Raw genomic sequence first — 24,486 nt, 5'->3', positions numbered from 1 at the left:
ATTTGTAAGGATCGAAATGGCTGTGACAGACCGGCTGTCCGCGCGAGAGGCAAAGCGCCTGCAGACACGGGAGCGATTGATGGGCGCCGCAATCGCCGAGTTCGCCCGTGCCGGGATGGCCAAAGCGGACGTCAGCGCCATCGTGGCCGCCGCAGGCGTCGCACACGGGACGTTCTTCTTCCACTTCCCCACCAAGGAGCATGTGCTGCTGGAGTTGGAGCGTCGGGAAGAGGACCGGATCGCCAAGCAGTTCGCGCAATTCTTGAAGTCCAAGCACGATCTTGCTTCCGCGCTGAATGAGGCGGCTCGACTGGTGATCGGATTGGAACGCCGACTGGGCGATATGCTCTTCAATGACTTTCTCGCGCTGCATTTCTCCCAAACCCGTCCGCCAACCGAAGACGGCAGGGATCATCCGCTGATCGTCCTGGTCGCCCAGGAGATCGCACAGGCGCAAGAACGCGGCGAGGTTGACCCTGACGTCAGCCCCATGAACAGTGCGGTGTTCTTCCTGCTCGGCCTCTACTCCCTGTTGATCACGACCAATCACTGGCCGACGGGCCGCGCATTGTTGGAGGATTACGTCGCTCGGACGTTGCGGAGCATGCGGCCCTGAGGCGGGGGCGTCAAGGGCGTATCACGCCGCGCACCAGCCGAAATCCGGTGTGGGACAGGGCATATCAACGATGTAGGGCCTGACTTGTGTCAGTTATGGAGCCCGGGATCTTCAGTGGATGGCCATCCACCGGGCCGGCAGAACAGCGAGATTCAGTGTATTTCTGAGCTTTCGTTGGCGCAGCCGCAGGTATCTATCGGCACCTGCGGCTCGCTGCGTCCATAGTATGCTGACTACAGTCAGCCTGTTATAGTGCAGACGCCGATCCAATCAGCGTCGATGACGGGGAGGGTTCGTGAATCCGCCGAAGCTGGACCGCGATGCTCGTACCGCCACCCACTCGACCGCGCCAGCCTCAGGTCTGACCATCGACGAGCACATGGAGCGGTCGCAACTCGCCCAGCGCCGGGCCGACAAATGGCTCATCTCCGGGAGTCTCCTGATCGGCACCGCGGCGCTGGGGGTCTTCGGGTTGCCGCTGTTTCTTTGGGGAGTCCGGTTGCTGCGCCGGGCCCGGCGAGACGGCCTCTCCGTACGGCCGATGTTGGTCACGTTGCTCGGCTATCTGGTCATCATCGACGCCGCCATCAACACCGTCGGATGGGCGCTTGACCTGGTCGCCAACCACACGCTGCTGGCCCGCGTGTTGCTCAACGGCTGGGGCAACATGTTCGACGCCGGCTATTTCTGGCACTACAACGAGCTGTGGATCGGTGGGGCGGCCGGTCCGGGTGAAAAGGCCTGGGAGGTCGGCCTCATTCTGACCGTCTTCACGATGCGCATCGCTGCCGCCATCGGCTTCCTGCAGATGAAACGTTGGGGCCATCAGTGGATGGTCGTCACCTGCTGGATGGGCGTGGTGATCTGGATCGGCTATGTCTTCAACATGACCATGTTCGCCGACGTGCGCTTCGCCGGCGTCGTGCTACCGGTCGTGGGCTGGTGGCTCTACGACATCTTCTACATCACCCCCTTCCTCGCGATCCCCTACCTGCACACCGTCAACCGCGAGCTCTTCTCCGACTGAGATGCGCGAGCCGAAAAACCTTACGTCACTGAGGAGGTCACATCGTGGGTTATCTGTGGGAGATCCTTCGCTACGTCGCCGCGTGGGGCGGTACCGGACTGATCATCTGGTTCTGGTATTGGCTGTTCTCCAACATCGGCACGTTCTGAACCGCGGATCGGACAGGTGGGCAACGCGGGACTCGGCCGATGACTGAGTATTCCGATGCGCATGCGATGGCGCTGGAACGCAGTTGCGCCGTCACGGCGGTCGCGCTGAGCGAGCAACGCCGCGAGGGCGCGCGGCTCGTCACGGGTGAACGGCGAGGCTTCGGGTTGAACGCGGCGCTGACGTTCGTTCATGTCCCCTATCCGGCGCTGCCCCACTGGACGCGTCGATCTTTGACATGCGGTGTTGCCCTTCAGTGTTCGCCGTCGAAAGAACGCGTTACCTCCTACCGCCTGAACGAGCTCACCGCCCGGGAGCTGCAAGCGCTGACGCTCGTCGAGGCCGGTGTCGCGCTGGGCTGGATCGCGTCGCGCTGGCCGGGCCTGCTCCCCGATGCCCAGCGGCTGCTTCCCGAAGTCCATATCGAAGCCGGTGACATGGGCGCCTCGGAAATTCTCGGCCGCGCAATCGCATTGGCAAGCACCGGCCAAGCATTGACGATTCCGCCGCTGCTCGGCAGCCTGCCGCTGGCGTACACGGCACCGCACGGTTTGGCGAACAAACTGCGGCGCAGCTTTGGCCGGATGCCGTGGACGACGACGCAGAAGCGTATTCCGCGACCGTACTCGGTTCCCGTCGGCGGCGACGGCGGCGTGCGCAATCCGAACCTGCCTCCGCCGAGCCGGGGGCAGGACAACGATCTCGACGTCACCCCGCAACACCGGCCGGGGATTCCCTATCCCGAATGGAACATGTGGACCCAGCGGTTCATGCGCGACCACGTCGCCGTCGTCGAATTCGCCGATGCCCGGCGCACCCCCAGCCCGGTGCCCGTGGCCGTTGACGTCCGCAAGTGGTTCGAAGAACACACCCATCGGGCGATGACCAACCGTCTCGAAGATGGATCGGACCTCGATGTTGACCAGTACGTCAGCCACTACATCGACCTCTCCACCGGCGAGGCCAAGGAACCGAGGGTGTTCCGCGAGCTGCTGCCCAGCAGCCGCGATGTGACCACCGCCTTACTGCTCGACGGCAGTTCGTCGTTGGGCGTGCACGGCGGTCGAGTCTTCCAGCTGGAATTGGCTTGTGCCGATGCGCTTTCGCGCGCCATGACGCTGGCTCGCGAGCGGCACGGTGTTTTCGTGTTCACCGGCAACACACGTCATCGCGTCGAGGTGCGTTGTTTGAAGGACTTCGAAGATCGTCGCTTCGTGCCGCCGAGCGGGCTGGGCCTGTCCACCCGCGGATACACCAGACTCGGCGCGCCGCTGCGTCATTTGACGAGCCGGCTGCTCGCTCAACCCTCGGAACGTCGGCTGCTGATCGTCATCGGTGACGGACTGATCTCCGACGAGGGCTACGAGGGCCGTTATGCCTGGGCCGACACGGCGCACGCCGTCGAGGAGGCCAACGAGGCCGGCGTGTCGATCTACTACGTCGGCGTCGGACCCACCCGGGTCGATCCGCTACCGGAGGTCTTCGGACCCCGACGATCACAACGCATCCGACGCGTAGAGGAGCTGCCGCGAGTGTTGGCCCATGTCCATCGTGAACTGGTCGCCGCATGACTACCGAAACTTATTTCGCCAACGGCAACGAAGTTCAGCTGTTCGAGCAGGCCTTCCACCGCCGCATCCCGGTCATGCTCACGGGACCGACCGGGTGCGGCAAGACCCGGTTCGTCGAGCACATGGGCTCGCTGTTGCAGCGCCCCGTGGTCACGATCAGCTGCCACGACGATCTCACCAGCTCCGATCTGGTCGGCCGCTTCATGGTGACCGGCGGCGATGTGGTCTGGACCGACGGCCCGCTGACCCGTGCTGTCAAAGCCGGCGCGATCTGCTACCTCGACGAGGTAGTCGAAGCCCGCCACGATTCGCTGGCCATCCTGCATTCGCTCACCGACCACCGGCGATCCCTCTACCTGGATCGAGCTGGCGAAGTCGTGACGGCGCCGGACGATTTCATGCTGGTGGGATCCTACAACCCGGCATATCGCAGCTCGCTGAAGGAATTGAAGCCGTCCTTCCGGCAGCGATTTGTCACACTTGCGATGAGGTACCTGCCGCCCGACCGTGAGGCCGAGGTGATCGTCGCCGAAGCGGGAATCCCTCTCGCCACGGCGCGTCGGCTGGTCGGATGTGCGGTGGCGATCCGCACCGCCGACGCAGCCTTTCACTTCGAGCCGCCGTCCACCAGGGTGCTGGTCACCGCCGCGCACCTGATAGCCGCCGGCGCAAGCGAACTGGATGCAGCGGAGGCCTGCATCCTCGCGCCGCTGAGTCTCGATGGCGCGGTCACCGACGGCCTACGTGAAGTCGCGGCGGCCAGCCTGACCACCACCGACGCCCCGAGTGCACGCCCCTAGGAAGGAGCTGACGGCATGGACCAACAGGAGAGGAAGCGCAAGAGGGCGCTCATCATCTTCCAGCTATTCATCTACGGCTACTTGCTGGTGATGTTCGGGGTTCAGCTCTACATGTCGTTCGCCCGCGGGTGGTGGGATCTGTGACCGTGTCTGCCGCGCAAGCGAATGCGGTCGGACTCGAGGAACACCACGACGAATCCCGCCACGCGCAGCGCCACGCCGACAAGTGGATGATCGTCGGCGCCGCGTTGATGGGCATGTGGGCGCCCGGTCTGATCGGATTCCCCGTCTTCATGCGCGGGGTATGGCTGCAGCGCCAGGCGCTGCGCGCCGGCTTGTCGGTCCGGCCCATGATCGTGACGCTGATCGGTTATCTGGTCCTGATCGACGGCATGCTCAACAGTCTCGGCTGGGCGCTAGACCTGGTCGCCAACCACACCTTGATCAACCGGGTGCTGATGGTGGGCTGGGGCAACATGTTTGATGCGGGGTACTTCTGGCATTACAACGAGCTGTGGGTCGGCGGCGCCGCGGGGCCGGGCGAAAAAGCGTATGTCGCGGGCCTGATCCTCACGGTGTTCGCCATGCGGGTGGCCGCGGCGATCGGGTTCCTGCAGATGAAGCGGTGGGGTCACCAGTGGATGGTCGTCACCTGCTGGATGGGCGTGGTCATTTGGACCGCCTACGTGTTCAACATGACGATGTTCGCCGACGTCCGCTACGCCGGCGTCGTCTTCCCGGTCATCGGCTGGTGGCTCTACGACATCTTCTACATCACCCCCTTCCTCGCGATCCCCTACCTGCACACCGTCAACCGCGAAATCTTTACCGACTAGGCCACAAGGAGCCGTGCGATGACCGCCCCATCCCCCACCGAAGAACAAGACCCCACCGCGGATCTCGAGCCGGGGACCACGCCGTACTACGCGCGGATGCACAAATGGATCAAACGAGCCGTCCTGGTGTGCCTGGTGGCACTGGTGATCGAAGGCGCCTTCACTCTGCCGTTCATGGCGGTCTACTACGGCTACCCGACGCTGAGTCTCACCGAAATCTGCAGCGAACTCTTGAAGATTCGCTACTCCAACGACACCTTGGAGTGCAAGTACCCCTACCCGCCGTTCGGTCCGCCGGAGGGCGCGGAGGGCAAGGCCACCGCCCAGGATGTGTGGGGCATCCAGCCTATCCCCAAGTACCACCGGCTCGGGTTCCGTGAACTCGTCCGGATCCACGACGAAAGGCTGGCCCGCCAGGCGGCCCAACAGCACGCGGCGCCGCACCCGTGACCCATCGGGTCGTGCTGAGCGGGCCGCTCGATCTCGACATCGAATTCGATGCCTAAGCCGAGCCAGCCGAGTCCTAACCGCCCGGCGCCAGATCCAGCACCCGGATCTCCCCGGTCGCGCCGTCGACCTCAACGAGCGCACCGGGCGGCAACGACTTGGTGGCTCCCTGCACGTCCACCACACAGGGGAACCCGAATTCGCGGGCCACCACCGCGGCGTGCGACATCGGGCCGCCGAGTTCGGTCACCACGGCGGCGGCGTAGCAGAAAGCCGCGGTATAGCCGACGTCGGTGACCTCCGCGACGAGGACCTCGCCCGGCTGCAGCTCGTCGATCGTTTCGGGCCGCACGATACGCACCCGGCCGCGCACCTTCGCCCCGCACACGCCGACACCGCGCAGAGTCTCCCCACTGGTGAGCGTCGCCGACGGGGTGGTGGTCGGTTGCCAGCTCCCGCTGAAAACCGTCGGCGGAACGACGGCGGCCAGCCGGCGCTGTTCGGCACGGCGCCGCGCCACCAGCGCCCCGACATCCGTTGGCAGCGCGTCGAGCTCGTCGACGAGCAGGTAGAACACGTCGTCGGCGGTGCCGAAGACTCCGGCGTCGACCAACCGCCGCCCGTATTCGCGCATCAGGTTGCGCAGCACCCAGTTGGCCCGCACCACCTTGTCACGGCGGACTTCGCGGTCGCGGAGCTGGTGTCCTGCCAACTGCGCAACGGGCTTGGCGTGCAATGGAATGCGGGGGCGCTGCGGCTCAGGCGCCGCAGCGGCGCTCATCGCTCTGGTCACCATCCGGACCAGCAACTCGGGATCATCGGAGTAGCTGATAGACAGCATCTCGAGTTCCGCGGGGCCGCGATGCCCGATCAACGCCAGCTCGGCCAATACCGCGGCGTGGAACTCCGGCGCCTCGACGGCCAGCTTGCCCAGCCGCTCCCCCGGCTCGGCGAGCAGTGCCGTCACTTTCGGATCGCCCTGTGCGGCAACCACCAACCGCTGCATTGCCTCGACGGATCGCGCACTGACCAACTCCGGTCCCGCCGGCGCGGCGGTGTCCCGCCCACACAAACCGCGCAGCAGGACGTTGAACGCGGCGCACAGCATGAACGACGCCGACGCCAGCACCCAGCCATGCACCACCTCGTCGCGCGCCAACATGATCAGGCTGAGCAGCCGACGATCGTCCACCCGGGTGACGTCTTCGGCCAGGCGTTCGAGCCGGTCGACATCGGCGACGAACTCGTGGGTGTCCTTGGATGAACCCGCGGACAGGCCGATGAGGTTGACGCCGAAGACCCCGATGTTGCGAATGGTCCTCAGTTGCTTGCGGATTCGGCTCGTCTCGGAGCGTGGACGCTCCGCACCGAAGATCGGCAGCGACGCCATGCTGGGGCCGAAGAATCCGCTGTTGCTGACGATCGTGGCCGGTTTGGCAAACGGTACGGTTTCGGCCATGTAATGCGCCGAGGTGATGGCCCCGTAGAGCCGGTGGGCGAAGACGGCGACGGTGCGCGTGGCGATTTCGCGCTGGACGATGCCGCCGGGGCGCAGCCGCTCGGCGATGGCCACGCCGCCGGCGCGCAACCCGCGCACGGTCGCCGAGGCCGAGGCCGGGGAAAACGGGCCGGGCAGCGCCTCCGACAGGTTGGTGGCCAGAAAAGTCGGAAAGCGTGGATCGATGGGGGTGTCGAATTCCCCGTTATCGCCGACCGGGCCAGCCCAATCGGGCTTCACCCCGTCCTCGGTCGGCGCATCGACGGACGGAAGGTCACCGATGGTGGCCATCCGCCACGGTAGCGACACCACCCGCTTGCCCACGGTGAGGCGACCGCGCACCGCGAGCGCGAAATCTTCGACACATTCACTGGAGTTCCACGCCGGCCGGAATCCCCATTGCTCACGTAACCGCGCCGTATCCATGAACGCGGCGCCGTGCACCAGTTCGAGCTCGGCCAGTCCGAAGCCCAACCGCACGATGGGGCGTCCGAGCGCCGCGGCGATCCGACGGAAGGTCAGCTCGCCCGGTGCGGCAAGGTTGACTGGGCCGCTGCCGATTTCGTTGTCGACTATCGCCCGGTTGAATAGCCGAAGGGCGTCGTCGGAGTGGACGACCTGCATCAGACGGTCGGCCGATCCGTCGGGGAATACCGGCAGCGCCAGCAGCCGGCGCACCCAGTTATCGACGTTTCGGCCGACGATCAGCGCGGAGCGGATCGCGACCCACTCCAGCTCCGAGTCCTCGAGCATCCGCTCGACCATTGCCTGGTATCGACCCTCGGCGCTGACCGGCGCTCTGACGTCGTGCTCGGTCTTCGGCGCGTCCCCGCCGCCGTAAACGTGCGCCGACGACGCGAAGACGATTCGTCTGGCCCCGGTCTCAGCCATTGCCGCCAGCACATTGCGGGTGCCGTCGATGTTGACCTGCCGGCTGACGCGCTCGTCGTGGGCCGGAGTCGATGTCCATGCGCAGTGGGCGACAACGTGCGCGCCAGCCAACGCGCGGGTGACCGCGGCGGTGTCCCGGATGTCGGCCGCGACGAATTCGGCCGCGCCCGGCCAGCTTTCGGGCCGATGCCGGGCGATTCCAATGACGTCGTGGCCTTGGCTCAGCAGGCGGACGGTGAGGCCCCGGCCGAGCACACCGCTGGCCCCGGTGACCGCGATTTTCATTGATTGCCCTTGCGCAAGCCCATGACTATTCGTCGTCGTCCATCAGAGCCGCGTTGACCAGATCCTCGAGATCCATGTCCGCGATGTCCTTCTCCGAGCTCGTTGCGGCGGCCGGCGACTGCCCGTCACCTCGGCCGCCGTCCGCTTCGTTCGCCAAGGCGAGCAACAGCTCCAGCACCCCGGCCTGCCGCAGGCGCTTGACCGGAATCGATCCCACGGCGCGCTGGATCTCGGCCTCCCCGGGCGCGGCGGCCGGAGTCTGCTGCTCGGCCGCGCCGACGAGTTCGCGGTGCATGTAACCGGCCAGCGCGGCGGAGTTCGGGTAGTCGAAGATCAGCGTGGGTGACAGCGCCAGTCCGGTAGCGGATTTCAGCCTATTGCGCATCTCGACCGCGGTCAACGAGTCGAAACCCAGCTCCTGGAAAGCGCGGTCGGGATCGATCGATTCCGGGCTGGAATTGCCGAGCACGGTGGCGATGTTGGCCCGCACCAAGTCCAGCAGAACCGCCTGCTGCTCGTCCTCCGGAAGCCCTTCGAGGCGCTGCAGCAGTGCGGATTTCGACTTCGCCGCGGCCAGCGAATCGTCGACCTGACGCCGGGTGGGCGCGTTGATCAGATCGACGAACATCGGCGGCAGCGTCCCGCTATCGAACTTGACCCGCAGCGCGGCGAGGTCGATGTGGGCGGGCAACAGGAACGGCTCGTCGACGATGAGCGCGGTGTCCATCAATTCCAGCGCCTCGTCGGAGGACATCGCGACGATTCCGTCGCGGCCGAACCGGGCACGGTCGGCCGCCCCGAGCGCGCCGGTCATGGCGCTGGCCTGATCCCACAGACCCCACGCCAGCGACATCGCCGGCAAGCCGTGTGTGCGCCGGTGCACGGCCAATCCGTCCAGGAACGAGTTGGCCGCCGCGTAGTTGGCCTGACCCGAGGCGCCCGCCAAGCCCGCCATCGACGAAAACATCACGAACGCGGACACATCCAGGTCCCGGGTCAGCTCGTGCAGGTTCCAGGCCGCATCGACCTTGGCCCGCAACACCGACGCCACCCGCTCCGGAGTCAGCGACGAGATCACCGCGTCGTCGAGCACGCCGGCCGCGTGGATCACCCCCGACAGCGGCCGGTGCACCGGGATGTCGGCGATCACCTTCGCCAGCGCCTCGCGATCGGCGGCGTCACAGGCCACCACCTGCACCTGGGCGCCCGCGCCGCTGAGCTCCGTCACCAATTCCGCGGCACCAGGCGCGTCCAGACCACGCCGGCTCACCAAGACCAGGTTGCGCGCGTCGTGGCGCGTCACCACATGGCGGGCCAGCGCCGAACCCGCCATGCCGGTGGCGCCGGTGATCAACACCGTGCCGGTAGCCCAGGCATCCGGCATGGTCATGACGACCTTGCCGACGTGCCGGGCCTGGCTCAGATACCGCAACGCGGCGGGCGCGCGCCGCACGTCAAACCTGGTAACCGGCAACGGCCGCAGCACGTCGTCGGCGAACATCGCGGCCAGCTCGTCGAGTATTTGCGCGATGCGGTCCGGCCCGGCCTCGAAGAGGTCGAAAGCGCGGTAGCGCACGCCGAGATGCTCCCGGGCGACCGCGTCGGGCTCGCGCATGTCGGTCTTGCCCATCTCCAGGAACGCACCGCCGGGGGCAACCAACCGCAGCGAGGCGTCGACGAAGTCGCCGGACAGCGAGTCCAGCACCAGGTCCATGCCGCGTCCGCCGGTGACGGACCGGAACTTGTCCTCGAACTCCAGGCTGCGCGAGTCCGAGATGTGGTCGGAGTCAAACCCCATGGCCCGCAACGTGTCCCACTTGCCTCGGCTGGCGGTGGCGAACACCTCCAGGCCCAGGTGTCGGGCCAGCTGCACGGCGGCCATTCCGACGCCGCCGGCGGCGGCGTGCACCAACACCCGCTGACCTCGCTTGGCGGCGGCCAGATCCACCAACGCGTAGAAGGCGGTGGCGAACACCACGGTGGTGGTGGCGGCCGCGGTGTGCGACCATCCGACCGGCACCTTGGCGAGCAGGCGCTGGTCGGTTCTCGCGACCGTGCCGGTGCCGTCGGGGAACAAGCCCATGACACGGTCGCCGACCGCGAAACGTGCAGTGGCCGGGCCCGTTTCGATGACCACGCCGGAGGCCTCGATACCCATCACGGCGTCTGGATCCGGGTAAAGGCCCAGCGCGATCATCACGTCGCGGAAGTTGGCGGCCAGGGCCGACAGCGCAACCCGAACCTGCCCGGCCTCCAACGGGGCGTCGGCGTCCGGGATGCGCTCCAACCGCAGATTCTCGAAGGTGCCGTGACTGCTCATGCCGAGTCGCCAGGGCCCATCGCTCGGGGGGACCAACAGGCCGCCGACGGTGCGACTCCCATGGACCCGGGCGGTGTACACCGCCCCGCCGCGCACCAATGCCTGCGGTTCACCGACCGCAAGGAGCGCGGCCACGGACTCGTCGTCCAACGGACCGTCGGTGTCGACGAGCACGATGCGACCCGGGTGCTCGGTCTGCGCCGACCGCACCAGTCCCCACACCGCCGCGCCCGCCAGATCGGTGACGTCCTCCCCCGGCAACGCCATCGCGCCGCGGGTCGCGACGACCAGGGTGCCCGCCCCGTCACGGGCCAGCCACGACTGCAGGACCGGCAGCACCGCGCGGGTGGCCGCGTACACGTCGGCAACGACGTCGCCGACGACGGGCGCCGACTCGAACACCACCGCCGACTGCTGTGCCCCGGCGTCGTCCACTTCTGGTGCGCCCCAGGCGGATACCGAGACGGGCTGCACCGAGGTCGAACGCTGAGCGGACCAGATGACCTCGAAGAGGCGGTCGGGCCCCGAATTCGACACCGCGGCCAACAGCTGCTGGTCGGTCACCGGCCGGGCCACCATCGACGCCACCGAGAGCACCGGCAGGCCCAATCCGTCCGCGAGTTCGATCGACACCGCCGAATCGCTCACCGGCACGATCCTTGCCCGCACCGCCGTCGCCCCCGCGGCGTGCAGCGACACCTGCTGCCACGAGAACGGCACCAGCATCGAACCTTCGGGGAGCTCGGCGCCGTCGGAGGTCAAGATCACCGCGTGCAGTGCCGCGTCGAGCATCACCGGGTGGACGCCGAATCCGGACGCCGAGACTCCCGCGTCGGCGGGCAGGGTCACTTCGGCGAAGACTTCGTCGCCGCGGCGCCACATCGACGTCAGGCCGCGGAACGCGGGCCCGTAGCCGTACCCGCGCTCGGCCAGCCGCTCGTAGCCGTCGGCGACATCGACCGGCGTGGCACCGATCGGCGGCCAGGCCGACAGGTCCGCGCTCGGCTGCACCGATCCGGCGCGCAACACGCCCTCGGCGTGCAACGACCAGCCCGTACCGGAGTCGGCGCGCGAAAACACCGACACCGCACGGGCCCCCGTGTCGTCGGCACCGCCCACCACGACCTGGACCGCCACGGATCCCGACGCCGGAAGCACCAGCGGGGCGGCCAGATTCAGCTCGTCGACCACGCCGCAGCCCACTTCGTCGCCGGCCCGGATGGCCAGTTCCACGAATCCGGCACCGGGGAACAGCACCACGCCGCCGACGGCGTGGTCGGCCAACCAGCTCTGCGCGCCGGCCGACAACCGGCCCGTGAGCACCACCCCACCGGAGGCCGGCAGCTCCACCACCGCACCGAGCAGCGCGTGCTCACCGGGCGCCAAACCCAAGCCCGTGGCGTCGACGGCGGCGCCGTCGCCGGACAGCCAGAATCTCCGGCGCTCGAACGCGTAGGTGGGCAGCTCGACGAAATCGGCTTTGAAACCGGCACTGTCGATCGCGCCGCGCCAATCCACGTCCATCCCGGCGACGTACCCCTGCGCGACCGCGTTGGTCAGCGTCGCCGGTTCCGGGCGGTCCTTCCGCAGCGCCGACATGGTGACCACCGGAACGTCCGGCAGCGATTCTTCGATCGATGCCGTCAGCCCGCTGCCGGGACCCACCTCGAGGAAACGGTTGCCGCCGGCCGCGTGCACGAAACGCACGCTGTCGGCGAACCGCACCGCTTCGCGAATGTGCCGCTTCCAGTAGGCGGGCGAAGCGAAGTCGTCATCCGCCAGTTGCCCGGTCACGTTCGACACGATCGGGATCATCGGTCTGCCGATGGCCAGACCGGCTGCGACCGTGCCGAATTCGTCGAGCATCGGAGCCATCAACGGCGAGTGGAACGCGTGGGACACCGCCAATTGGTGGACGCGGCGGCCATCGGCGCGGAGTTGGGCCGCGATGGCGGCCACCTCGTCCTCGGCGCCCGAAATGACAACGGAGGTGGGCCCGTTGACGGCGGCGATGTCCACCCTGTTGGGTTCCAGGAGCGGACGCACTTCGGATTCTGCGGCCTGCACTGCGATCATCGCCCCGCCCTCAGGCAGGGCCTGCATGAATCGGCCGCGGGCGGCGACGAGTACCGCCGCGTTCTCCAGCGACAGGACGCCAGCGACGTGCGCGGCCGCCAACTCGCCGATCGAGTGGCCCAGCACGAAGTCGGGGTGGATACCCCACGATTCGAGCAACCTGAACAAGGCGACTTCCACCGCGAACAACGCCGGCTGGGCGAATTCGGTGGTGTTCAACAGACCCTCGTCGTGGCCCCACATGACCTCGCGCAGCGGCCGCAGCAGGTGCCGGTCCAGCTCGGCCACGACGGCGTCGAACGCCTCGGCGAACACCGGATACGCGGCGTGCAGGCCCATCCCCATCCCGAGGACCTGGGCGCCCTGACCGGGGAAGACGAAGACGGTCTTGCCGCCGGGCATGGCGGTGCCCTGGATGACCGATCCGGCCTGACCGGTGGCCAACTCGTCGAGGCCGGCCAGCAGCTGATCGCGGTCGCCGCCGACCACGACGGCCCGGTGCTCGAAGTTCGACCGGCCCGCCAGCGACCACGCCACGTCGGCGGCGTCGAGCTCGCTGCGCTCGCGCAGGTGCTCGGCGAGCCGCGCGGCCTGGGAACCCAACGCCGGCAACGACTTCGCCGACACCACCCACGGCAACACCGGCGGCTTGGCGCGTTCCACGGCGCGCGGGGGCTCGACGGGCGCGGCCTCGATGATCACGTGCGCGTTCGTGCCACTGATCCCGAACGACGACACCCCGGCCCGGCGCGGATGATCCGCCTTCCAGGACCGCGGTTCGGTCAGCAGCGACACCGAGCCCACCGACCAGTCGACGTGCGGGCTGGGTTGGTCGACGTGCAGCGTCGCCGGCAGCAGGTCGTGCCGCATCGCCAGCACCATCTTGATCACGCCGGCCACACCGGCGGCGGCCTGCGTGTGGCCCATGTTCGACTTGATCGAGCCCAGCAGCAGCGGCTCGGCGCGGCCCTGGCCGTACGTCGCCAACAACGCCTGGGCCTCGATCGGATCGCCCAAAGTCGTTCCCGTGCCGTGGCCTTCGACCACGTCGACGTCGGCGGCGGACAAGCCGGCGTTGGCCAGCGCGGCGCGGACCACCCGCTGCTGGGACGGGCCGTTGGGCGCGGTCAGCCCGTTGGATGCCCCGTCCTGGTTGATCGCCGAGCCGCGCACCATCGCCAGCACCGGGTGCCCGAGCCGCTGCGCATCCGACAACCGCTCGACGACGAGCATCCCGCCGCCCTCGGAGAAGCCGGTGCCATCGGCGGCCCCGGCGTACGCCTTGCACCGCCCATCGGCGGAGAGCCCCCGCATGCGGCTGAACTCCACGAAGATGTCGGGTGTGGCGTTGACGGTGACGCCGCCGGCCAGCGCCAGGTCGCATTCGCCCGAGCGCAGCGACTGCGCGGCCATGTGCAACGCCACCAGCGACGACGAGCACGCCGTGTCCACGGACACCGCTGGGCCCTCCAGGCCCAGCGCGTACGACACCCGGCCCGACGCCACACTCGACGACTGCCCGGTCAGGCGGAAGCCCTCCGCGGCCGGGGCCGCGCCCATGCCATAGCCCTGCGTGTACACCCCGGCGAAGACGCCGGTCGCGCTGCCGCGCAATGCGCCGGGGTCGATTCCGGCCCGCTCCAAGGCTTCCCAGGACAGCTCGAGGAACATCCGCTGCTGCGGGTCCATCGCCAGCGCCTCGCTAGGTGCGATCCCGAAGAAGGCGGGATCGAAGTCCGCCACACCCTCCACGAAGCCGCCGGTGCGGGTGTAGCAGGTTCCCGGGACGTCGGGGTCCGGGTTGTAGATGCCGGCCAGGTCCCAGCCGCGGTCGGTGGGGAAGTCCGAGAGCACGTCGCGCTGATCGACGAGCATCCGCCACAGATCATCGGGAGAATTGACCCCGCCCGGGTACCGGCACGCCATGCCGACGATCACGATCGGGTCGTCGCCAACGGCGCGAACGGCCGGGGCGGGCGCGACTTCCTGCGGCACCCCGGCGAGTTCGCCGCGAATGTAGCCGGCCAGGCCGTTCGGGGTCGGGTAGTCGAAGATGAGGGTCGGTGAAAGAGCAAGCCCGGTCGCGGTTTTCAGCCGGTTTCGCATTTCGACCGCGGTCAGCGAGTCGAAGCCCAGGTCCTGGAACGCCTTGTCGGGGTCGATCGCCTCGGGCGTGGTGTTACCCAACACGGTCGCAATGTGCGAACGGACCAGGCCCAGCAACACGGCGTGCTGTTCCGGTTCGGGCAGGCCGTGCAGCCGGTGCGCCAACGCGGATTTCGACTTGGCGGCCGCCAGCGAGTCGTCGACCTGACGCCGCGCGGGCGCGTGGACCAGGTCGGCGAACATGGGCGGCACGGCGGCGGCGTGGGCTCGCAGCGCGTTCAGGTCGATGCGGGCGGGCGCCAGGAAGGGCTCGTTGACAATCAGCGCGGTGTCGAACAACTCCATCGCCTCGTCCGACGACAAGGCCAGGATCCCGTCGCGACCGAGCCGGGCGCGGTCGGCGGCGTCCAGCCCACCGGTCATGGCGCTGGCCTGATCCCACAGGCCCCAGGCCAGCGAGATCGCGGGCAATCCCAGAGCCCGGCGATGCGCGGCCAGCCCGTCGAGGAAGGAGTTGGCCGCCGCGTAGTTGGCCTGGCCCGACGAGCCCACCAGCCCGGCCATCGACGAAAACATCACGAACGCCGGGAGATCGAGGTCGCGGGTGAGCTCGTGCAGGTTCCAGGCCGCGTCGACCTTGGAGCGCAACACCGCGTCCACTCGCTCCGCAGTCAAGGAGGTGACCACCGCGTCGTCGAGCACACCCGCGGCATGGATCACCCCGCTCAGCGGGTGCGACGCCGGAATGTCGGCGATCACCGAGGCCAACGCCTCCCGGTCGGCCGCGTCGCACGCGACCGCGCGCACCCGGGCACCGGCTTCCGCCAATTCCGCGACGAGCTCGGCCGACCCGGGCGCATCGGGACCGCTGCGGCTGAGCAACACCATGTTTCGCACACCGTGGTGCGTCACGAGGTGGCGGGCCAGCGTCGAACCCGCCATCCCGGTACCACCGGTGATCAGCACGGTGCCCGCCGCCAGTCCGCCTGGAATGGTCATGACGACCTTGCCGATGTGGCGGGCCTGGCTCAGGTACCGCAACGCCGCACGACCGCGCCGGATATCGAAGGTGGTCACCGGCAACGGCCGCAGCGCGCCGGCTTCGAAAAGCCCGGCCAACTCGATCATCCACTGGTGCATCCGGGGACGGCCGGGCTCGAAGAGGTCGAAGGCGCGGTAGCGCACGCCCGGGTATTGCTGGGCGATCACACCCGGGTCGCGGATGTCGGTCTTGCCCATCTCCAGGAACACACCGCCGGGGGCCACCAGGCGCAGGGAGGCGTCCACGAAGTCGCCCGCCAGCGAATCCAGCACGACGTCCATTCCAGCCATGCCGGTCCTGCCAGTCACCGCCCGAAACTTGTCCTCGAAGTCCAGGCTGCGGGAATCCGCGATGTGGTCCTCGTCAAACCCCATGGCCCGCAACGTGTCCCATTTGCCGCGACTGGCCGTCGCAAAGATCTCGAGACCCAAGTACCGGCCGAGCTGAACCGCCGCCATGCCGACACCGCCGGCCGCCGCGTGCACCAGCACGCGCTGTCCCGGCTTCACCTCCGCCAGGTGCACGAAGGCCATGTAGGCGGTGGTGAAGACCGCCGAGATCGCGGCGGCCTCGGGGTAGGACCAGCCCGCCGGCATCGGCTGCAGCAGGCGAACATCGCCGGGCACCAGCGTGCCGCTCCCGTCGGGGAAGAACCCGTAAACCGAGTCTCCGACCGCGAACTCGGTAACGCCTGGACCGACCTCGACCACCACTCCGGCGCCTTCACCGCCGAGCAACGCATCATGGGTGAACATGCCCAGGGTGATCATGATGTCGCGGAAGTTGGCGGCGATGGCGCGCAGCGCCACCCGCACCTGACCCGGCCCCAGCGGTGCGTCGGCATTGGGAACCGGCTCGAGCCGCAGGTTTTCGAAGGTGCCCGCGCTGCCGATGCCCAGTCGCCAGGGCCCATCGCCCGGCGGCACCAAGAGATCGTCTACCGCGCGGCTGGGCCGCACGCGCGGCGTGTAGACCTGGCCGTCGCGCAGCAAGACCTGCGGCTCGCCGGTCGCGAGCGCCAAACCGGCCACCCGATCATCGAGCGGCGCATCGGAATCCACTAGGACGATGCGTCCCGGATGCTCCGTCTGCGCCGAGCGCACCAAACCCCATACCGCCGCGCCGGGCAGATCGCTGACGTCCTCCCCCGGCAATCCGACCGCGCCCCGGGTGGCCACGACCAGCACGCCCGAGTCATGCTCGGTCAGCCATGCCTGCACGGCGGCCAGCACCCGGTGGGTGCGCTCGTAGGTTGCGGTGACCGGATCCTGTTCGCTGACAACGGATTCCACAATCTCGTGGGCCGGCACCCGGCCCTCGGCCGTCGGCGCGGACGCCGGCGACCAGGCGACCTCGAACATTCGCTCGGGGCCGGAGCTGGACACCGCCGCGCGCAGCTGCCGCTCGCTCACCGGCCGGGCGACCATCGCCCCGACCGACAGCACCGGCAAGCCCAGCCCGTCGGCGAGCTCGATCGAGATCGAGGTGGTTCCCCCACCGTCCTGTTGGCCACGCTCGGTCGGCGCGATCCGCGCACGGACCGCGGTCGCGCCCGCGGCATGCAACGACACGTCCTGCCACGAGAAGGGCAACATCAATTCGACGGGCCGGCCCGCCGCCTGGTGCGCCATGATGACGGCGTGCATCGCCGCGTCGAGCAACGCGGGGTGCACCCCGAACCCGCTGACGCCGCCGGCCGCGTCCGGCAGCCGCACCTCGGCGAACACCTCGTCGCCGCGGACCCACGTCGCTGTCAAACCCCGGAACGCCGGTCCGTACCCGTACCCGTGCGTCGCGAGCTGGTCGTAGCCGTCGGTCACGTCCACCGCGACGGCGCCCTCGGGCGGCCACACCGACAGGTCGGCGCGGGGCTCAACGGACCGCGAGCTCAGGACTCCCTCCGCGTGACACACCCACCCCGAACCGGCGTCGGTGCGGGAGAACACCGCCACGGAGCGTCGGCCCGATTCTTCGCTGGGACCGACAACCACTTGCACGGCAACCGAACTGGCGGCCGGCAGCATCAGCGGCGCCTGCAGCGTCAGTTCGTCGACCACCGAGCAGCCGACTTCGTCGCCGGCCCGGATCGCCAACTCGACGAACCCCGCGCCCGGGAACACCGCGGCACCGGAGACAGCGTGATCGGCCAGCCAGCCCTGAAGGCTGGGCGAGAGGCGGCCCGTCAGCAGCACCCCGTCCGAGGCCGGCAGCTCAACGACCGCGCTGAGCAACGCGTGCTCGCTGGTGCCCAAACCCAGGCCGGCGGCGTCGGCTCCGACACCCTCGCCGGACAGCCAAAACCGGCGCCGGTCAAAGGCGTACGTCGGCAGCTCCACGAAATCCGCCCCGGCCAACACGCCGCGCCAATCGACGCTCACGCCCGCCACGAACGCGGCGGCCGCCGACGTCAGGAAGCGCTCGAGGCCGCCGTCGTCACGGCCCAGGGTGGGCACCACGATGGCCTCGGAGTCGCCGGCCGAGGTCTTCAGGCACTCGTCGGCGGTGCCTTCGATGCCCGCGATCAGTGCGGGATGCGGACTGGATTCGATGAAGGTGCGATACCCGTGCTCGCAGGCGGCGCGCACCGCCTGGTCGAACTGCACGGTCTGCCGGATGTTGCGATACCAATACGCCGCGTCCAGACCGGCCGTGTCCAAACGACTTCCGGTCACCGTGGAAAAGAAGGCGACGCGCGAGGACTGCGGCTCGATACCGGTGAGGGCCTCGGCGAGCTCGGCACGGATGGCCTCCACCTCGACCGAGTGCGACGCGTAGTCCACGTCGATGCGGCGGGTGCGCAGCTCCAGGTCGGTGCAGAAGCCGACGAGTTCGTCGAGCGCGGCCACTTCACCCGAGACGACCACCGCCGAGGGGCCGTTGACGGCCGCGATACTGACGCGATTGCCGTAGGGCGCCAACAGCTCCCGTGCCCGTTCGGTGCTGCATGCGATGGACAGCATGCCTCCGGAGTGGGCCAGCGACCGCAACAGCTTGCTGCGCAACGTGACCACCCGAGCGGCGTCGCGCAGCGACAGGGCACCGGCGACATAGGCGGCGGCGATCTCACCTTGCGAATGGCCGATCACCGCGTCGGGGTTGACCCCGACCGACTTCCACAATTCTGCGAGCGACACCATCACCGCGAACAGCACCGGCTGCACCACGTCGACCCGGTCCAGACCCGGGGCGTCCGGATTACCGCGCAGCACGTCGATCAGCGACCAGTCGACGAATTCCGCGAATGCTTCCGCGCACGCATCGATCTGCCGCGCGAACACCGGTGCGGTTTCCAGCAATTCGATTCCCATGCCCAGCCATTGCGAGCCCTGGCCGGGAAACACGAAGACGTTCTTGCCCGCAGGTGGCGCGCTGCCCTGAATGGCCGAACCGGTCGGGGCCTCAATTTCGGAGGCGGCCAACTCATCGAGACCGGCCAGCAACCGGTTCCGATCGCCACCGACGACGACGGCCCGGTGCTCGAAGGTCGCGCGGCCCGCCAGCGAGAAGGCCACATCGGCGACGTCGAGCTCGTCATGGCCGCGCACGTACCCGGCCAGCCGCCCAGCCTGAGACCTCAACGCCGCCAGGGACTTTGCCGACAACACCCACGGCACCGTCACGGGCTTCGGGCGGGCCTCCTGCGGTTCGGCCACGGGGGGCGCCTCGATGATCACGTGGGCGTTGGTGCCGCTGATCCCGAACGACGAGACGCCTGCGCGGCGCGCGCGGCTCGCCGGCCACGGCTGCGGCTCGGTCAGCAACGACACCGATCCCGCCGACCAATCGACGTGCGGGCTGGGCGCGTCCACATGCAGTGTCGCGGGCAGCATTTCGTGGCGCATGGCCTGGACCATCTTGATGACGCCCGCCACGCCCGCGGCGGCCTGGGTGTGACCCATGTTCGACTTGATCGAGCCCAGCCACAGGGGCTCCGAACGGTCCTGGCCGTACGTCGCCAACAGAGCTTGTGCCTCGATCGGGTCGCCCAGTGTGGTCCCGGTCCCGTGGCCTTCGACCACGTCGACGTCGGCGGTCGACACACCGGCGTTGGCCAGCGCCGCCCGCACCACCCGCTGCTGAGACGGGCCGTTGGGCGCGGTCAACCCGTTGGACGCGCCGTCCTGATTGACCGCCGTGCCCCGGACCAGCGCCAGCACCGGATGGCCCAGCCGCCGCGCGTCCGAGAGCCGCTCGACGACCAGCATCGCGCCGCCCTCCGACCAGCCGACGCCGTCGGCCGCGCCCGCGTACGCCTTGCACCGGCCGTCCGGTGCCAGCCCCCGATGCCGGCTGAACTCGACGAAGACCGTCGGGGTGGCGTTGACGGTCGCGCCGCCGGCCAGCGCCAAATCGCACTCACCGGAGCGCAGCGACTGCACCGCCATGTGCAACGCCACCAACGACGACGAACACGCGGTATCCACCGACACCGCCGGGCCCTCCAGACCCAGCACATAGGACACTCGCCCGGAGGCGACGCTGGACGTCATGCCGGTCAGGCGGTAGCCCTCGATCTCCTCGGCGAGCATGCCGTAGCCCTGGACGATGAGGCCGGCGAACACACCCGTCGCGGTGCCCCGCAGGCCGCTCGGATCGATGCCGCCGCGCTCGAGCGCCTCCCAGGACAGTTCCAGCAACATCCGATGTTGCGGGTCCATCGCGAGCGCCTCGCTCGGAGCGATGCCGAAGAAAGCCGGGTCGAAGTCGGCGACACCGTCCACGAAGCCACCGGTCTGCGCGTACGTCTTGTGGCGCGCGTCGGGATCCGGGTCGAACAGGCTCGCCAGGTCCCAGCCACGGTCGGCGGGAAATTCCGTGATCACGTCGCGGCCGTCGGCCACCATCTGCCACAGGTCTTCGGGTGTCTCGATTCCACCGGGGAAGCGGCATGACATCCCGACGATCGCGATCGGCTCGCTCGACCGCTCCAGCAGCGCACGGTTGGTGCGTTTCAGGCGTTCGACCTGGACCAGCGCTTTCCGCAGCGCTTCGGTCGCATGCTGGAGTTGATCCACCATCAATACCTCTCGCCTAACTTGGCCGTCAGCTGCCTCGATGCGACTCTCGCCGAGTCACGGAATTTGCTGCACGATGCGATGTCGTGCCGCTCTCCGGCCCAAGAATGTCGCTGGTGAGTATGGCCAACTCCGACGGGATTTCAAAACGTCCGATGCTCCCGGCTGCTAGAGGAGGATCGGCTTCGGCGTGAGGAACGCCTTGTCCTGGGGGGTACGGAACGCGTCGTTGCGCCCGTGGGTATCGGTATCTCCCATCCCCGGGGAGACAGCTGACGCGCCGTCCATGGCGCGACTGTACCCGGCTGTGCATCGAGGGTGGTCAGGACGGGTCAGACACCCACCCGCCGCCAGCCGTCGGCGGCGCGGGCGGCGCGGATCAGCACGTCGCACAGTTCACGCAGTTCGCTCGCCCGGGCGCCTTCGTCGAGGGCGGTGACGACATCTTCGGCCGCGCACCGCACCTGGTAGACCCGGTCGGACAGGTCGGCCGCGTCATCGGCCGACAGAACCACCGCGTCCGGGGGAAGGGCCAGCGCGGCGCCGCGGGTCAGCGAGGCGCGTTGTTCGTACGCCCGCTGCCGGCACGACTGCCTGCAGTACTGGCGGCGACGTCCCATCCCGGCATCGGACACGTCTCGACCGCACCAGCGGCAGGGCTGCGGATGGGTACGACGACTCACGCCTGCCGACTTTAATCGGGATCCCGTGGCGATCCCGGTATCATTGAAGGTCGCGTCGCGTTCGCCGGCCGCCGTAAACGGGAACTAGGCAGAGCACCGCGACGTTTGGCAGACGGACACAAAACGCACTACAGCAGCCCGACAGCTCAGAGCACCTAGAGGAGTAGCAACATGGCTGATCGCGTCCTTAGGGGCAGTCGCCTCGGAGCCGTGAGCTACGAGACCGACCGCAACCACGACCTCGCGCCGCGTCAGATCGCGCGGTACCGGACCGAGAACGGCGAGGAATTCGAGGTTCCGTTCGCCGACGACGCCGAGATCCCCGGCACCTGGCTGTGCCGCAACGGCATGGAAGGCACCCTGATCGAGGGTGACCTGCCCGAGCCGAAGAAGGTAAAGCCGCCGCGCACGCACTGGGACATGTTGCTGGAACGGCGCAGCGTCGAAGAACTCGAAGAGCTGCTCAAGGAGCGGCTCGAGATCATCCGGACCCGCCGCCGCGGCTGACCCGGCCGCCTACGTCGGGTTTTTGGCGCGCTGGCTGCCGGCGCCGCTCTTGCGGCCGTCGATCCCCCAGCGGGTGACCTTGACCAACGCCTCGCGGATGTTCGATCCACTCATCTTGGAGACGCCGAGTTCCCGCTCGGTGAAGGTGATCGGCACCTCGACGATCGAGAATCCGTTGCACACGGTGCGCCAGGTCAGATCGATCTGGAAGCAGTAGCCCTTGGAGTCGACCGCCTCGAGACCGATCGCCTCGAGGACTTCCCGGCGGTAGGCGCGGTAGCCCGCGGTGATGTCGTGGACACCGATACCCAGCGCGAGCCGCGCGTAGGTGTTCGCCGTCCAGGACAGCGCCCAGCGCCGCCACGGCCAGTTCCGCACCGCCCCGCCCTCGACGTAACGCGACCCGATCGCCAGATCGGCTCCGGCGTCGACCGCGTCCAGTAGCCGGTGCAGCTGCTCGGGCGCGTGGCTGCCGTCGGCGTCCATTTCCACCAGCACCGAGTAGTCGCGGCTCAGGCCCCATGCGAAGCCCGCCAGATACGCCGCGCCCAGGCCGTCCTTGGCGGTGCGGTGCATCACGTGGGTGCGGCCCGCGTCCGCCGCCGCGAGCTCCTCGGCGAGCTCGCCGGTGCCGTCGGGGCTGCTGTCGTCGACGATCAGCAGGTGCACGTGGGGGCATGCGTCCTTCAGCCGCCGGTGGATCACCGGCAGGTTCTCCCGCTCGTTGTACGTGGGGATGATCACCAGGACGCGCTCGCTGGGACGATTCCCCGGGCCGCGGGGCGCCGGCTGGCCGGTGGTCATGTAGCTCCTCTGTGTCGCCCGTAATTGCGCGACGGTCGTTGGCCGCCCTCGTGGGGCGGAGTGTAGTCACCGCCGTCCTCCGGCGGCGCCTGGTCCCCGCCCTCGGCGGGCGGACTGTCCTCGTCAAGCGGGGTTTCGCCCGAGGGCGCACCTGCGTCTGGGGATTCGCTCGGGGCATCGGACCTCCGACGAACCGGACGCGCGAACCAACCATTCTGCCGTATCCCGGCCAAGATCGCCGCCGCAGCCACCGCGACCAGAAGCCACTGCAGCATCGGGCCCCACCGCGTCGCCGGCGTCAGTTTCGTCTTCAGGCGCACCTGAATGTCCAGGTAATCGGGCTGAAAGAAGTCGGTGCGGACCAGCTCGGCACCGTCGGGGGCGATCACGGCGCTGATCCCGGTGGTGCCGGCGACCAACACGTAGCGATCGTGCTCGACGGCCCGCACCTTGGCGAAGCCCAGCTGTTGTTCGCTCATCGTCTTGTTGAAGGTGGCGTTGTTGCTCGGCACGGCCAGCAATTGGGCGCCATTGAGGACAGCTTTGCGCGGGACGCGGTCGAAGATCACTTCCCAGCAGGTGGCCACCCCGATCGGCACCCCGGCGATGTGCACGATGTCACTGCCCGGTCGGGGCACCATGTTCCCCGCGCGGTTGGCGTAGCCGGATAGATGCTTGAACAGCCACGCCATCGGCAGGTATTCGCCGAATGGCTGCACGATCTCTTTGTCGTGCCGGTCGGCCGGCCCGGTAGCCGGATTCCACACGATCATCGTGTTGGTGTACTGGGGGTTCTCCGGCGGGCTGCCGGGCAGTTCCGACACCGTGCCGATCAGGATCGGCGCGCCGATCGCGGCGGCGGCCTGGGAGATCTCCAGCGCGGCATCAACGTTGGCCAGCGGGTCGATGTCGGAGGAATCCTCGGGCCAGATGACGAACTGGGGTTGTGGCGCCCGTCCCGCGCGCACATCCTCGGCCAACCGCAGCGTCTGACGGACGTGGTTGTCGAGCACCGCCCGCCGTTGCGCGTTGAAGTCCAGCCCGAGGCGCGGCACGTTGCCCTGCACCAGGGCGACGGTGACCGAGGGCTCGCCGCCCGACCCGGTGCCGGCGTGCCGAACCTGCGGCCAGACGACGACGGACACGAACAGCACCAGGCAGATGCAGACGCCCGGCAGCACCACCGCCGGCGGCGCCGCATCGGCCTTCGCCGCTTCCTCTCCGCGGGCGCCGCGCTGCGCCCGCTGGCCGGTGCGCCACCACTTGACGATCTCCAGCTCGATGGCGGTCGCGCTGAACCCGATCAGCACGATCGCCATCGAGAGCAGCGCGGGGCCCCCCAGCTTGGCCAACGGCAAGAAGGGGCCCTGCGCCTGCCCGAACGCCACCACTCCCCAGGGGAATCCGCCGAACGGGACGATCGATTTCAGCCACTCCTGGGCCGCCCACACCAGCGCGAACCAGACGGGCCAACCCGGCAGCCCGCGCACGAGCACGGCGCACAGGCCGAAAAGCGCGGGAAAGAGCGCACACGTCATCGCCAGCACCGTCCAGGGCACGGCGCCGACGAGCGTGCTGACCCAGGGCAGCAGCGGCAGATAGAACGCCAGCCCGAACAGGAACCCGTAGCCCAGGCCACCGCCCGCAGACGTAGCCGGATGCTTGAGCACCCAGGCCAGCAGCGCGGCCGCGACGACCGCGCCCCACCACCAGTTCAGCGACGGGAAGCTGGTGAACAGCAGTACGCCACCCGCTATGGCGCACGCCAACCGCGTCAGCCGCGGCAGCATGGCGGCCCGGACGCCCGGCAGCCGT

11 protein-coding genes and 1 pseudogene are annotated in these 24,486 nt (G+C 68.6%); 8 read left to right on the top strand and 4 right to left on the bottom strand.

Translation table 11 applies throughout. The features are described from left to right. Positions 1 to 16: 16 nt before the first annotated feature. The 7 genes from BRW65_RS07850 (at position 17) to BRW65_RS07825 (ending at position 5,447) form a co-directional block, all read left to right on the top strand. On the top strand, positions 17 to 616 hold the full coding sequence (locus tag BRW65_RS07850) for a TetR/AcrR family transcriptional regulator (RefSeq protein ID WP_073873249.1): 600 nt from the start codon (positions 17 to 19) through the stop codon (positions 614 to 616). Positions 617 to 995: 379 nt separating this feature from the next. Beyond that, positions 996 to 1,643 (top strand): hypothetical protein, encoded by a 648-nt coding sequence (locus BRW65_RS07845; protein ID WP_139272938.1) that lies wholly within the window; start codon positions 996 to 998, stop codon positions 1,641 to 1,643. Positions 1,644 to 1,831: 188 nt separating this feature from the next. Beyond that, entirely contained in the window at positions 1,832 to 3,361 is a 1,530-nt protein-coding gene (locus BRW65_RS07840; protein ID WP_073873245.1) for a nitric oxide reductase activation protein NorD, read from the top strand. Then, positions 3,358 to 4,161 carry a CbbQ/NirQ/NorQ/GpvN family protein gene (locus BRW65_RS07835; protein ID WP_073873243.1) on the top strand — a complete coding sequence of 268 codons (804 nt, stop codon included), beginning with the start codon at positions 3,358 to 3,360 and terminating at the stop codon, positions 4,159 to 4,161. Before BRW65_RS07840 ends, BRW65_RS07835 begins: the two co-directional genes overlap by 4 nt. 15 nt (positions 4,162 to 4,176) lie before the next feature. Further along, positions 4,177 to 4,305, top strand: coding sequence for a hypothetical protein (locus BRW65_RS32620; RefSeq protein WP_279627650.1), 129 nt, complete (start codon positions 4,177 to 4,179; stop codon positions 4,303 to 4,305). Next, on the top strand, positions 4,302 to 4,997 hold the full coding sequence (locus BRW65_RS07830; RefSeq protein ID WP_073873241.1) for a hypothetical protein: 696 nt from the start codon (positions 4,302 to 4,304) through the stop codon (positions 4,995 to 4,997). The genes BRW65_RS32620 and BRW65_RS07830 overlap by 4 nt, the downstream gene beginning before the upstream one ends. 18 nt (positions 4,998 to 5,015) lie before the next feature. Continuing rightward, on the top strand, positions 5,016 to 5,447 hold the full coding sequence (locus BRW65_RS07825; RefSeq protein WP_073873239.1) for a hypothetical protein: 432 nt from the start codon (positions 5,016 to 5,018) through the stop codon (positions 5,445 to 5,447). Positions 5,448 to 5,520: 73 nt separating this feature from the next. On the opposite strand, the gene BRW65_RS07820 is transcribed toward BRW65_RS07825, so the two are convergent. From BRW65_RS07820 to BRW65_RS32005, 3 genes are all read right to left on the bottom strand, one after another. Beyond that, the gene (locus BRW65_RS07820; protein WP_073873237.1) at positions 5,521 to 8,118 is read right to left on the bottom strand and encodes a sugar epimerase family protein; all 2,598 of its coding nucleotides are present in this window, start codon (positions 8,116 to 8,118) and stop codon (positions 5,521 to 5,523) included. A 25-nt stretch (positions 8,119 to 8,143) separates the two neighbouring features. Then, positions 8,144 to 20,680 (bottom strand): type I polyketide synthase, encoded by a 12,537-nt coding sequence (locus BRW65_RS07815; protein ID WP_073873235.1) that lies wholly within the window; start codon positions 20,678 to 20,680, stop codon positions 8,144 to 8,146. 329 nt (positions 20,681 to 21,009) lie between these two features. Continuing rightward, positions 21,010 to 21,360: a hypothetical protein gene (locus BRW65_RS32005; RefSeq protein ID WP_073873233.1), complete on the bottom strand. Its 351-nt coding sequence runs from the start codon at positions 21,358 to 21,360 to the stop codon at positions 21,010 to 21,012. A 171-nt stretch (positions 21,361 to 21,531) separates the two neighbouring features. Between BRW65_RS32005 and rbpA the strand changes: the two genes are divergently transcribed. Further along, a complete protein-coding gene (gene rbpA / locus BRW65_RS07805; RefSeq protein ID WP_007170328.1) occupies positions 21,532 to 21,867 on the top strand; it encodes an RNA polymerase-binding protein RbpA in 336 nt (111 codons plus the stop codon). On the opposite strand, the pseudogene lnt reads toward rbpA, so the two are convergent. Further along, positions 21,842 to 24,461, bottom strand: a pseudogene (gene lnt, locus BRW65_RS07795) (apolipoprotein N-acyltransferase). The gene rbpA and the pseudogene lnt sit on opposite strands and share 26 nt — an antisense overlap. Positions 24,462 to 24,486: the final 25 nt, after the last annotated feature.

This window comes from Mycobacterium paraffinicum, assembly GCF_001907675.1.
Taxonomy (GTDB): domain Bacteria; phylum Actinomycetota; class Actinomycetes; order Mycobacteriales; family Mycobacteriaceae; genus Mycobacterium; species Mycobacterium paraffinicum_A.
This window is presented reverse-complemented; position numbering and strand designations above follow the sequence as displayed.